The sequence below is a fragment of the Cupriavidus sp. 291-E7 genome (assembly GCF_057798835.1).
The window spans coordinates 160395-171375 of record NZ_JBYOJV010000015.1; the positions used below are offsets into that span (position 1 = coordinate 160395).

General features: G+C 63.0%; 14 protein-coding genes. 1 reads left to right on the top strand and 13 read right to left on the bottom strand.

Annotation, left to right across the window (positions count from 1 at the left end; genetic code table 11):
* Window positions 1-2: 2 nt before the first annotated feature.
* The 11 genes from rpsC to AC3FLX_RS24390 form a co-directional block, all read right to left on the bottom strand.
* Window positions 3-800 (bottom strand): 30S ribosomal protein S3, encoded by a 798-nt coding sequence (gene rpsC / locus AC3FLX_RS24340; RefSeq protein ID WP_488699876.1) that lies wholly within the window; start codon window positions 798-800, stop codon window positions 3-5.
* Between the two features lie 9 nt (window positions 801-809).
* Window positions 810-1139 (bottom strand): 50S ribosomal protein L22, encoded by a 330-nt coding sequence (gene rplV, locus AC3FLX_RS24345; protein ID WP_092602198.1) that lies wholly within the window; start codon window positions 1137-1139, stop codon window positions 810-812.
* A gap of 9 nt (window positions 1140-1148) precedes the next feature.
* Window positions 1149-1424, bottom strand: coding sequence for a 30S ribosomal protein S19 (gene rpsS, locus AC3FLX_RS24350; RefSeq protein ID WP_488699877.1), 276 nt, complete (start codon window positions 1422-1424; stop codon window positions 1149-1151).
* 22 nt (window positions 1425-1446) lie between these two features.
* Window positions 1447-2277 (bottom strand): 50S ribosomal protein L2, encoded by an 831-nt coding sequence (rplB, locus tag AC3FLX_RS24355; RefSeq protein WP_488699878.1) that lies wholly within the window; start codon window positions 2275-2277, stop codon window positions 1447-1449.
* A 2-nt stretch (window positions 2278-2279) separates the two neighbouring features.
* Window positions 2280-2594 (bottom strand): 50S ribosomal protein L23, encoded by a 315-nt coding sequence (gene rplW, locus AC3FLX_RS24360; RefSeq protein WP_061956557.1) that lies wholly within the window; start codon window positions 2592-2594, stop codon window positions 2280-2282.
* Window positions 2591-3211, bottom strand: coding sequence for a 50S ribosomal protein L4 (gene rplD / locus AC3FLX_RS24365; protein ID WP_019451020.1), 621 nt, complete (start codon window positions 3209-3211; stop codon window positions 2591-2593). Before rplD ends, rplW begins: the two co-directional genes overlap by 4 nt.
* 12 nt (window positions 3212-3223) lie before the next feature.
* Window positions 3224-3868, bottom strand: coding sequence for a 50S ribosomal protein L3 (gene rplC, locus AC3FLX_RS24370; protein ID WP_066731279.1), 645 nt, complete (start codon window positions 3866-3868; stop codon window positions 3224-3226).
* A gap of 268 nt (window positions 3869-4136) precedes the next feature.
* On the bottom strand, window positions 4137-4652 hold the full coding sequence (locus tag AC3FLX_RS24375; RefSeq protein WP_488699879.1) for a flavin reductase family protein: 516 nt from the start codon (window positions 4650-4652) through the stop codon (window positions 4137-4139).
* Window position 4653: 1 nt separating this feature from the next.
* The gene (locus tag AC3FLX_RS24380) at window positions 4654-5895 is read right to left on the bottom strand and encodes a styrene monooxygenase/indole monooxygenase family protein (protein WP_488699881.1); all 1242 of its coding nucleotides are present in this window, start codon (window positions 5893-5895) and stop codon (window positions 4654-4656) included.
* A gap of 32 nt (window positions 5896-5927) precedes the next feature.
* Window positions 5928-6716 carry an SDR family oxidoreductase gene (locus AC3FLX_RS24385; RefSeq protein WP_488699882.1) on the bottom strand — a complete coding sequence of 263 codons (789 nt, stop codon included), beginning with the start codon at window positions 6714-6716 and terminating at the stop codon, window positions 5928-5930.
* Window positions 6717-6784: 68 nt separating this feature from the next.
* Window positions 6785-8014: a dienelactone hydrolase family protein gene (locus AC3FLX_RS24390; protein WP_488699883.1), complete on the bottom strand. Its 1230-nt coding sequence runs from the start codon at window positions 8012-8014 to the stop codon at window positions 6785-6787.
* A gap of 287 nt (window positions 8015-8301) precedes the next feature.
* Here AC3FLX_RS24390 and AC3FLX_RS24395 point away from each other — a divergent pair, with 287 nt between their 5' ends.
* Window positions 8302-9315, top strand: coding sequence for an AraC family transcriptional regulator (locus AC3FLX_RS24395; RefSeq protein ID WP_488699884.1), 1014 nt, complete (start codon window positions 8302-8304; stop codon window positions 9313-9315).
* Window positions 9316-9402: 87 nt separating this feature from the next.
* On the opposite strand, the gene rpsJ is transcribed toward AC3FLX_RS24395, so the two are convergent.
* Both rpsJ and tuf read right to left on the bottom strand, forming a co-directional pair.
* Window positions 9403-9711, bottom strand: coding sequence for a 30S ribosomal protein S10 (gene rpsJ, locus AC3FLX_RS24400; RefSeq protein WP_006160488.1), 309 nt, complete (start codon window positions 9709-9711; stop codon window positions 9403-9405).
* A 79-nt stretch (window positions 9712-9790) separates the two neighbouring features.
* Window positions 9791-10981 (bottom strand): elongation factor Tu, encoded by a 1191-nt coding sequence (gene tuf / locus AC3FLX_RS24405; protein ID WP_144200257.1) that lies wholly within the window; start codon window positions 10979-10981, stop codon window positions 9791-9793.

A 10981-nucleotide genomic window follows, 5' to 3' on the forward strand; every position in this document is an offset into this window, starting at 1 on the left:
TGTTATTCTCCACTCTTCGCGTCTGCGCCAGGCGCAGCACGACGACCAGCACCGGCACCACCGCGGCGGTTACCCGACGGACGGCCTTCGCCTTCACGGCGGCGGCCTTCCGGGCGACCCGGACGACGACGACGGTCTTCTTGCGGCTCTTCCACCACGGGCGCTTCGTTGCGGCCCAGATGATCGCCCTTGTAGACCCACACCTTGACACCGATGATGCCGTAGGTGGTTTCGGCTTCCGAGAAGCCGTAGTCGATGTCGGCGCGCAGGGTGTGCAGGGGCACACGGCCTTCGCGGTACCACTCGGTACGTGCGATTTCAATACCGTTCAGACGGCCCGAGCTCATGATCTTGATGCCTTGGGCACCCAGACGCATCGCGTTCTGCATCGCGCGCTTCATGGCGCGACGGAACATGATGCGGCGCTCGAGCTGCTGCGTGATCGAATCGGCGATCAGCTGCGCATCGGTTTCCGGCTTGCGGATTTCTTCGATGTTCACGTGCACGGGCACGCCCATGCGACGTTGCAGCTCGGCCTTCAGCAGTTCGATGTCCTCACCCTTCTTGCCGATCACCACGCCCGGACGCGAGCTGTAAATGGTGATACGTGCATTACGGGCCGGACGCTCGATCACAACACGGCCAACCGATGCGTTCTTGAGCTTCTTCTTCAGGAAGTCGCGAACTTCGATGTCTTCTTTCAGCATGCCGGCGAACTTCGTGTTGTTGGCGTACCAACGCGAAGCCCAGTTACGGCTGACGGCCAGACGGAAGCCAGTCGGATGAATCTTCTGTCCCATCGTGACTCCTTAGTTGCCGAGCGTCACAGTAATGTGACAGGTTTGTTTCTCGATGCGGTTGCCGCGGCCCTTCGCCCGTGCGGTGAAGCGCTTGAGCGAGGTTGCCTTGTCGACGAAGATCGATTTGACCTTCAGCTCGTCGATGTCGGCGCCTTCGTTGTGCTCAGCGTTGGCGATGGCCGATTCGACCACCTTCTTCACGATCCCGGCAGCCTTTTTCGGGCTGAACGTCAGGATGTTGAGCGCGCGCTCGATCGGCAGACCACGGATCTGGTCAGCAACCAGACGCGTCTTCTGGGCGGAGATACGGGCACCGCGATGAATCGCTTTCACTTCCATGATGGCACCTTACCTCTTCGCTTTCTTGTCAGCCGCGTGGCCCTTGAACGTGCGGGTGATCGCAAATTCGCCGAGCTTGTGGCCAACCATGTTTTCCGTCACGTACACCGGCACGTGTTGACGGCCGTTGTGCACGGCGATCGTCAGACCGATGAACTCAGGCATGATCGTCGAACGGCGCGACCATGTCTTGATGGGCTTCTTGTCCTTGCCGCCTACGGCCGCTTCCACCTTCTTCAGCAGGTGGTCGTCGCAGAACGGACCCTTTTTTGCGGAACGAGTCATATCTTTAGCTCCTACCTACCGATTAGCGCTTGTGGCGGCGCTGGACGATCATGCTGTCCGTGCGCTTGTTGCTGCGGGTACGGTAACCCTTAGCCGGGGTACCCCACGGCGATACCGGATCGCGACCAGCAGCAGTCTTGCCTTCACCACCACCGTGCGGGTGGTCCACCGGGTTCATCACCACGCCGCGAACGGTCGGGCGAATACCGCGCCAGCGAGTCGCACCGGCCTTGCCGATGACGCGCAGGCTGTGCTCTTCGTTGCCCACTTCACCGATGGTGGCGCGGCATTCGATATGAACGCGACGCACTTCACCGGAGCGCAGACGAACCTGAGCGTACAGGCCTTCACGGGCCAGCAGCACGGCGGAACCGCCAGCAGCACGCGCAACTTGCGCACCCTTGCCAGGCAGAATTTCAACGTTGTTGATCGTGGTACCGACCGGGATGTTGCGGATCGGCAGGTTGTTACCGGCCTTGATCGGCGCTTCCGAGCCATTCATCAGCGGCTGGCCAGCCACCATGCCCTTCGTGGCAATGATGTAGCGGCGCTCACCGTCGGCGAACAGCACCAGCGCGATGTTTGCGCTGCGGTTCGGATCGTATTCCAGGCGCTCGACCTTGGCGGGGATGCCGTCCTTGTCGCTGCGCTTGAAGTCGACCACACGATAGTGGTGCTTATGACCACCGCCCTTATGACGGGTGGTGATGTGACCATTGTTGTTACGACCCGACTTCTGGAATTGCTTTTCCAGCAGCGGAGCGTGCGGGGTGCCCTTGTGAAGGTCCTTGTTGACCACCTTCACCATCGAGCGACGACCCGGGGAAGTCGGCTTGGTCTTGACGAGTGCCATGATTACTTGGCCTCCGCTTCAAAATTGATTTCCTGACCCGGCTTCAGCGCCACGTATGCCTTCTTGACGTGGTTGCGACGGCCCATGAAGCGGCCAAAGCGCTTTTGCTTGCCCTTCTGGTTCAGGATCTGAACGGACTGCACCTCGACCTTGAACAGCAGTTCGACGGCGGCCTTCACTTCTGCCTTGTTGGCATCGCGAGCCACTTCGAACACAACCTGTTCGTTCTTGTCGGCGACCAGGGTTGCCTTTTCGGAAACCACCGGCGCGAGCAGCACCTGCATCAAACGATGATCGTTCTTGGCTACTTGCGTCATTTCAGCAACTCCTCGATCTGCGCGACAGCTGCCTTCGTCACGAGCACTTTCTTGTAGTGCACCAGCGACAGCGGATCAGCGTGACGCGGCTCCACGACTGCCACGTTCGGCAGGTTGCGCGAAGCCAGGTAGAGGTTTTCGTCGAGGCTGTCGGTAATGATCAGCACCGAGTCCAGGCCCATAGCCTTGAACTTGTCGGCCAGCAGCTTGGTCTTCGGGGCGTCGACAGCGAAACCGTCCACCACATTGATACGACCTTCACGTGCGAGCTGCGAATAAATCGAGCGCATACCGGCACGGAACATCTTCTTGTTGACCTTCTGGCTGAAGTTCTCTTCCGGCGAATTCGGGAAGATACGACCACCGCCACGCCACAGCGGCGACGACGACATACCGGCACGAGCACGGCCCGTACCCTTCTGGCGCCACGGCTTCTTGGTCGTGTGCTTGACTTCTTCGCGGTCCTTCTGCTTACGGTTACCGCTACGGGCGTTCGCCTGATAGGCAACGACGATCTGGTGAACCAGAGCTTCGTTGTAATCACGACCGAACACTTCGGCCGACGCGGCAACGCCGGCGCCGATTTGACCGTTGTCCTGGAGGAGCTTGAGTTCCATTACATGCGCTCCTTAAGCTTTGGCCTTGACGGCCGGGGTCACGATGACCTTGCCGCCCTTGGAACCGGGGATGGCGCCCTTGACCAGCAGCAGCTTGCGCTCTGCGTCGATCTTGGCGATCTCGAGGTTTTGCACGGTACGGGTAACGTCACCGAGGTGACCCGTCATGCGCTTACCCGGGAACACGCGACCCGGATCCTGCGCCATACCGATGGAACCCGGCACGTTGTGCGAACGCGAGTTACCGTGGGTGGCACGACCCGAAGCGAAGTGGTAGCGCTTGATGGTACCGGCGTAGCCCTTACCGATCGTCACGCCCTGCACGTCGATCTTCTGACCGACCTGGAACAGGTCGACCGACAGCGAACCGCCAGCTTGCAGTTCGGCAGCCTTGGCTGCATCGATGCGGAATTCTTTGATGATTTCACCAGCTTCCACGCCGGCTTTGGCGAGATGACCCGCCAGCGGCTTGGTAACGCGGCTTGCGCGTCGGCTGCCGAAGGTGACTTGAACCGCGGTATAACCGTCGGTCTCGTCCGTCTTGATTTGCGTCACGCGGTTGTCGCCGACCTCGACCACGGTAACGGGAATCGAATCACCGTCGTCCGTGAAAATACGGGTCATGCCAACCTTGCGACCTACAAGGCCAAGGCTCATGGTTTGCTCCATTCCCAGCTGCGATTGGCCGGGGCTGATTGATACACGAAAACTGTGCGATTGCGGGTTGCGCTAAAAGGATTGCGCCGACCAAAACGGTCCCCACTACCCGGAGAAACGGGTAGCCTTACAATATAACGTACTAGTTTGGAAAGGGCAAGTTCATTTGCCCAATTCCGCACGGACACGCGCGCGCGCGAACAGGATTCAGGGAAATAGCGACGTGAAGCCGACTTCGGGCAGCGCGATCGCCGCCGAAGCCGGCAATTCAGGCGGCCACGCTGACGAAATCTCCGCCGTAGAACACCAGGGGCTCCCCTTCGGAGGCCGCATGGTCGTCCACGGCGCCGACGATCAGCAGGTGGTCGCCGAGCGGATCGGCGCGCTCGACACGGCATGACAACGTCGCCAGCGCGTCTTCGATGTATGGCACGCCGTGCGCGCACCGCCAGTGCGGCACCCCGGCGAACTTGTCGGGCTGAGGTGTGGCAAAGCGGCGCGCCAGTTCGCCGTGGCCAGCGCGCAGGATGCTCACGCCGAAGGCCGCCCCTGGCGCAAATAGTCCTGCATTGGGCGAATGCCGCGCCAGGCTCCACAGGATCAGCGGCGGTTCCAGTGAGAGCGAGGCGAACGAGTTGACGGTCAGCCCAACCGCCCTGCCCTCCGGTCCGGATACACCGATGATCGCCACGCCGGTCGCGAAGCGTCCGCAAACCCGCCGCAGCGCGCGCGGATCGAAGTTTCTGGCCGGCGCGGCCGCGCCCTTCATGGTCATCGCTTCCATGTCACGCCGCCTGTGCCAGATGGTGGTCGATCAGTTGCTGGCACGCCGCCGGATCCGTCCACCAGGGGAAGAAGTCGGGCGGGTTGTCGAAGCCGTTGGCGATGCGCGCCGCCAGCGCCGGTGACTGGCCGGCCGCGCCCAGCAAGCCGAGGATATGCGGCGGCGGCGGCGTCAACAACGAGTTGGTCCAGCCCACGACATCCTGGGCGTAGCTCCAGTAGCGCTCGAACGTGTCGTGCATCCACGCGGCGTCGAAAGGACGATCGCCATGCGCCAGGATCGCATCCAGATAGACCTTGCAGCATTTGGCCGCATTGTTCGATCCCTGCCCGGTGATCGGATCGTTGACCACCACCGCATCCGCCATGCCGAACACCAGCCGGCCCGACGGCAGCGTCAGCACCGGCTTGCGCACCGTTGGCGCGAACCGGCCAGACAGGATGCCGTTGGCATCGGTCAGCGCCACGCGCTCGCAGCGCTCCGCCTCCCAGGGCAGCCACGTCCGCAGGATGCGCAGGCTCTCTTGCAGGTGCGCCTCGGGCGTGCGCGCGTCGGACCAGCGATCCATCGGGCCGCCAGGAATGCCTTCGAACACCATGATCTCGCAAGGCCCGGACAACGTAAGCGCGGGGAAAACGAAATACTCGCCAATGCCGGGAATCAGATTGAAGCAGACCCGCGAATACGGCGTACGGGGCGTCATGCCCGTGACGTACGTCAGCGCCAGCGCCCGCTGGGGCGCGCTGAAGGGACTGCGCGCGGCGTCGCGTTCAAAGCGGCCGACGATCTCGCCCTTGCCCGCGGCCAGCAGCACCAGGTCATGCTCTTGCGTCAGCGCTTCGAGTTCCTCGATGCCGACGTCGACAAGCCGAAGGTCGCCACCACGGGCTACGAATGCCTCCATCCACACCGGCATTTTCAGACGCTGGTCCACGGCCTGCGCCGGGCGGTCCAGCCGCGCTGCCCAGTCGATCGCTTTCATGCCAGCCTGCTCGGGATGAGGGACGGCAAGCCCGATGCCTTCCACCGGTGGACAGTCGTCGTCCCACCAATTGAGATCGAGATCACGTTCGGTCTGCAGCGCGCGGTCGAACATGCACTGGCTGGACATGACCTTGCCTGCGCGGATCTGGTCCGGTGAGCGGTTGGACAGCAGCGTTACCTGATAACCCTGGGACTGCAGCCCCAGCGCCATCTGCAATCCCGACTGGCCGGCTCCGACAATGGCAATGCGTTGGCTCATGGTTGTCTCCGTAATTGCGATTCGAGAACGGCTCAGCCCGCGAGCTTGCCGATGGCGGGCACGTTTTGCTCGGGGCCCATCGCCGCGTAGCCGCCATCGACGGCATAGTCGGCGCCGGTCACAAAGCTGGCGTGGTCGGAACACAGGAACAGAACGACCTGCGCGACTTCATCGGGTTCACCTACCCGGCCGAGCAGATGGAACGGCGCAGCCACTGCGTCCGTACGAGCGCGATTGCCACCGCTCACTTCGTCCATCAGGCGGCACCACGTCCATCCCGGCGACACGGAATTGACGCGAATGCGGTCGGGCGCCAGATCCATCGCCATGCTGCGCGTCAATTGCGTGATCGCGGCCTTCGACACTGGATAGAGCCAGCGCCCGGTCTGGGCAACTCGCGCCGAGATGCTGGTGAAATTGACGATGACGCCACCGCCCTGCTCTCGCATCCGGGGATGCACGGCCTGGGCAAGCATCACCCCGGAGACCACGTTCACGTCGAGCGCGGCCAGCCAGTCGGCGCGCGTGGAGCGGAAGCCATCGTCCAGATAGGTACACGCCAGGTTGACCAGGAAGTCGACGCGCCCAAAACGCTCGGCCACCCGCGTGACGGCGCTGCGGATCTGCTCGTCCTGCGTGATGTCCGTAGGCACGAACATGGCCATCGGTCCCAGTTCAGACGCGACGCGCTCACCGCCTGCTGCATCGATGTCGAGAATCGCCACGCGCGTGCCCGCCTCGACGAAGGCGCGCGCAACGCCCGCCCCGATCAGCGTGGCGCCACCGGTGACGATGGCAACCTTGTCCTGCAAGCCCTTCATGGTGTGTCTCCTCTTTATGTGCCGGGCGGCCTCTGCCGTGCCGCCCCTGTCCTAATTGCGCCGCGCGGCTACTTGCCTTCGCTTTCGCTCCATCGCGCCATCAGCGTGTTCGACGGCCGCGTCTCGTCGAGCAGCTTGCGGGCCGTTTCAACGCCCGCCACTGGCAAGCCCGCCGGATCGAGCAGGCCGATCTGCACGAGCACGCTGGCTTGGTCCCAATAGATATGCTCGTGGTAGAGCTTGTCACCGCGGAATTTGACGATGGCGATCAGCGGAATCTCGACGCGCTTGCCCGTGGGCGGCACGCCCGGCAGCATCCAGTCGATCTCGCAGGTGTGGGTGAAGCAGAACAGCATTTCGTCCACCACCTGGCTGGCGCCGATCGTGCGCGACAGCGGGATCAACGTGGTATCGGGCGGGTTGCTGTGCACGAAGTGGTGCTGGTAGAAGCGCTTGAGCTCGCGGTAGCCCACGCCGCCAGTCATCGTCGGAATGTGGTTGACGTAGGGTTGGGCCACCATCGTCGCCATCGTGGCATCGACGTCTCGCGTGGCGAATTCGTATTCGCAGTGTTTGTCCCACAGCGCGGAGAAGTCGTAGTGCGGACCCATTCCGGCGCGCAGCGCGGCGATGGAGCGTTGATGGGCCATCAACGCCGAGGCCTTGTCAAAGTGCTCGCCGCCAACGCGCGCGAATGCGTGGTCCATGCCTGGATACGAATACAGCTCGACATTCGGCTGGCCGCCCAGCGCTTGGCGGATGCGCGCCTGTGCTTCCGGCGGGCAGAAACCGTCCCGCTCGGCGACATGCAGCACCAGCCGGCCGCGAATGTTGCCGGCCTCCGCAAGCGCATGCTCGATGCCCACGCCGTAGTAACCCACCGCGCACGCCACATCGGGCAACCGGCATGCAGCCAGGTAGGCCAGCTTGCCGCCCAGGCAGAAGCCGAGCACGCCGGTCTGGCCCACGCACTCCGGACGGCGACGCAGTGCTGTCAGCGCGGCACCCACATCCTGCACACCCTTGTCTTCGTCGAATTGCTGGTACAGCCCGAGCGCCCGCTGGAAGTCCTCGCCACGGTCGGTCAGTTCGATCCCCGGCGCGATGCGCCAGAACAGGTCCGGCACCAGCACGGTATAGCCTTCCTCGGCGTAGTAGTCCGCTACCTGCCGCATGGTGGCGTTGATGCCGAAGATTTCCTGACACAACACGATACCGGGGCCTTTGCCCGATGCCGGCGTGGCGAGGTAGCCGCTGAAACTGCCGTCCTGGGTTTCGATCTGGATGGTCTGGCCCATGCCTGTTTTCTCCTGTAGGGGTTGCGTCGATATGGCCGCCGTGCGTGCCTTCGCCCTTGTCTTCATGATGGAAGGCCCGCACCGCAGCAAACTAGCCGCCCAATGCAGCGGCTATCCGATTAGTGCAGAAAAGTGGGTAGCTGTTCAAGCGGCGCGGAGGGGCGGCAGGCGAATCCGCTATAGTGGTGAGCAGCGAATCCGCCGGGATCATGCGGCGCGCACGCCCTGCCGGGACGCGAAACCCGGCCAAAGCGGCAGCGCCGGGACCGGCTCGCCAGGAGCGAGACATGCTGCAGCTGCCCCCCACCGCCCCGGCCCCCGCGCCGCTGGCAGGTGCCCTGCTTCACGACACCGCACGGCTGGTGTTCGATACGGACGACCTCGATACCACGCGGGCGCGGGTCAGCGCCGTCTTCAAGCCACATCGCCTGACGTTGCACGGCAAGTCACTGCATGCGCGCATGCATCACGCGCCGCTGGGATCGGTCTCGTTCAACCGGCTTGCCTATGGCGGCGACGTGACGATCGATCCGGGTCCGCTTGGCGATTTCCTGCTGGTGCAGATGCCGATAGCCGGCCAGGCCGATATCCATTGCGGCGGCCAGCACATCGTTTCGGACCCGCAACTGGCCTCGGTACTGACGCCGAGCGAACCGTTGCGAATGCGCTGGAGCGCGGACAACGACCAGCTCATCGTCCGCGTCGAACGGAGCGCACTCGAACGCGTCTGCGCCGCGTACATGGGTTGCAAGCCGAATCAGCCACTGCGATTTCAGCTCGGCATGGACTGGCGTACGGTCGGCTGGCAAGCGCTTGTGCAGTATCTGGCAGAGATGCTGCGCCAGGCGCCGGCGATTGCGACCCATCCGCTGACCGCGTGCCAGTTGGAGCAACTCGTGATCGGCGCGCTGCTGACATCGCAGCCGCACAGCCTGTCGGACACGCTGCGCCAGCATGGCAAGCCGCTGGCGCCACGGCATGTGAAAGTAGTCGAGGAATATATCCACGCACACGCCGATGCCGCGCTAACGCCGGCTTGGCTGGCGGAGATGGCGGGGGTGAGCCTGCGTAGCCTGTACGCGGGATTCCGCGAGCATCGCGGCCTGAGCCCGATGGCTTATCTGCGCACGGTGCGTCTGGAGCGGGTTCGCCAAGACCTGCTCAGCGACGCCACGCTGTCGTCGGTCACGGCAGCCGCTTTACGCTGGGGATTCGCACACCTGGGACGATTCAGCGCCGAGTATCGCCGCGCATTTGGAGAATGCCCGGCCGAGACCTTGCGGCGGCGCGGGCGATGCTGAACGGCGCAAGGCGCCTCCAAAACAAAAACGGCGAACCGAAGTTCGCCGTTTTGCTGTATCAGACCGCCGGGGCGGCCCAAAACATATTTACACCTTGATCTCGACGTCCACGCCTGCCGGCAGGTCGAGCTTCATCAGCGCGTCGACGGTCTTGTCCGTCGGATCGACGATGTCCATCAGGCGCTGGTGAGTGCGGATCTCGAACTGATCGCGGCTGGTCTTGTTGACGTGCGGCGAACGCAGGATGTCAAAGCGCTGGATGCGGGTCGGCAGGGGCACGGGACCCTTGACGATCGCGCCGGTGCGCTTGGCGGTATCCACGATTTCGGCGGCCGACTGGTCGATCAGGCGATAGTCGAAAGCCTTCAGGCGGATACGGATCTTCTGGTTCTGCATGATTGTTCCTTAAAAGAGCGATGGGCAGTGAGCCCGGATTATAGGGGACATGCCCGAAGACATGCCCCCGGAAGGTTGCTTAGTCGAGGATCTTTGCCACAACGCCGGCGCCGACGGTACGGCCGCCTTCGCGGATTGCGAAGCGCAGACCTTCTTCCATGGCGATCGGGGCGATCAGCTTGACGGTGATCGACACGTTGTCACCCGGCATGACCATTTCCTTGTCCTTCGGCAGCTCGATCGAGCCAGTCACGTCGGTCGTACGGAAGTAGAACTGCGGGCGGTAGTTGTTGAAGAACGGCGTGTGACGACCACCTTCGTCCTTCGACAGAATGTACACCTCACCAGTGAAGTGGGTGTGCGGCTTGATCGAGCCCGGCTTGCACAGAACTTGACCACGCTCCACGTCTTCGCGCTTCGTGCCGCGCAGCAGCAGACCCACGTTGTCGCCAGCTTGACCTTGGTCCAGCAGCTTGCGGAACATTTCCACGCCCGTGCAAGTCGTCTTCACCGTCGGGCGGATACCCACGATTTCGATTTCTTCACCGACCTTCACCACGCCACGCTCGATACGACCGGTCACCACGGTACCGCGGCCCGAGATCGAGAACACGTCTTCCACCGGCATCAGGAACGTACCGTCCACAGCGCGCTCCGGCGTCGGGATGTACGTGTCCAGCGCGTCGGCCAGGTTCATGATTGCCACTTCACCCAGCTCGCCCTTGTCGCCTTCCAGCGCCAGCTTGGCCGAACCCTTGATGATCGGCGTGTCGTCGCCCGGGAAGTCGTACTTCGACAGCAGCTCGCGCACTTCCATTTCCACCAGCTCGAGCAGCTCGGCGTCGTCCACCATGTCGCACTTGTTCAGGAACACGATGATGTAAGGCACGCCAACCTGACGGGCCAGCAGGATGTGCTCGCGCGTTTGCGGCATCGGGCCGTCAGCGGCCGAGCACACCAGGATTGCGCCGTCCATCTGCGCAGCGCCCGTGATCATGTTCTTCACATAGTCAGCGTGGCCCGGGCAGTCAACGTGGGCGTAGTGGCGGTTAGCCGTTTCGTATTCCACGTGCGCGGTGTTGATCGTGATACCGCGTGCCTTTTCTTCCGGCGCTGCGTCGATCTCGTCGTACTTCTTGGCGGCGCCGCCGAACTTCGCAGCCAGCACCGTGGCAATCGCTGCCGTCAGCGTCGTCTTGCCGTGGTCAACGTGACCAATCGTACCTACGTTCACGTGCGGCTTGGTCCGCTCGAACTTTTCCTTTGCCAT

Coding starts and splice junctions, on each gene's coding strand:
- AC3FLX_RS24375 (WP_488699879.1), bottom strand. CDS start 4,652: ATGGAAGCGATGACCATGAAGGGCGCGGCCGCGCCGGCCAGAAACTTC.
- rplB (WP_488699878.1), bottom strand. CDS start 2,277: ATGGCACTCGTCAAGACCAAGCCGACTTCCCCGGGTCGTCGCTCGATG.
- rpsC (WP_488699876.1), bottom strand. CDS start 800: ATGGGACAGAAGATTCATCCGACTGGCTTCCGTCTGGCCGTCAGCCGT.
- rpsJ (WP_006160488.1), bottom strand. CDS start 9,711: ATGCAGAACCAGAAGATCCGTATCCGCCTGAAGGCTTTCGACTATCGC.
- AC3FLX_RS24390 (WP_488699883.1), bottom strand. CDS start 8,014: ATGGGCCAGACCATCCAGATCGAAACCCAGGACGGCAGTTTCAGCGGC.
- tuf (WP_144200257.1), bottom strand. CDS start 10,981: ATGGCAAAGGAAAAGTTCGAGCGGACCAAGCCGCACGTGAACGTAGGT.
- rpsS (WP_488699877.1), bottom strand. CDS start 1,424: ATGACTCGTTCCGCAAAAAAGGGTCCGTTCTGCGACGACCACCTGCTG.
- rplC (WP_066731279.1), bottom strand. CDS start 3,868: ATGAGCCTTGGCCTTGTAGGTCGCAAGGTTGGCATGACCCGTATTTTC.
- AC3FLX_RS24385 (WP_488699882.1), bottom strand. CDS start 6,716: ATGAAGGGCTTGCAGGACAAGGTTGCCATCGTCACCGGTGGCGCCACG.
- rplD (WP_019451020.1), bottom strand. CDS start 3,211: ATGGAACTCAAGCTCCTCCAGGACAACGGTCAAATCGGCGCCGGCGTT.
- AC3FLX_RS24380 (WP_488699881.1), bottom strand. CDS start 5,895: ATGAGCCAACGCATTGCCATTGTCGGAGCCGGCCAGTCGGGATTGCAG.
- AC3FLX_RS24395 (WP_488699884.1), top strand. CDS start 8,302: ATGCTGCAGCTGCCCCCCACCGCCCCGGCCCCCGCGCCGCTGGCAGGT.
- rplW (WP_061956557.1), bottom strand. CDS start 2,594: ATGACGCAAGTAGCCAAGAACGATCATCGTTTGATGCAGGTGCTGCTC.
- rplV (WP_092602198.1), bottom strand. CDS start 1,139: ATGGAAGTGAAAGCGATTCATCGCGGTGCCCGTATCTCCGCCCAGAAG.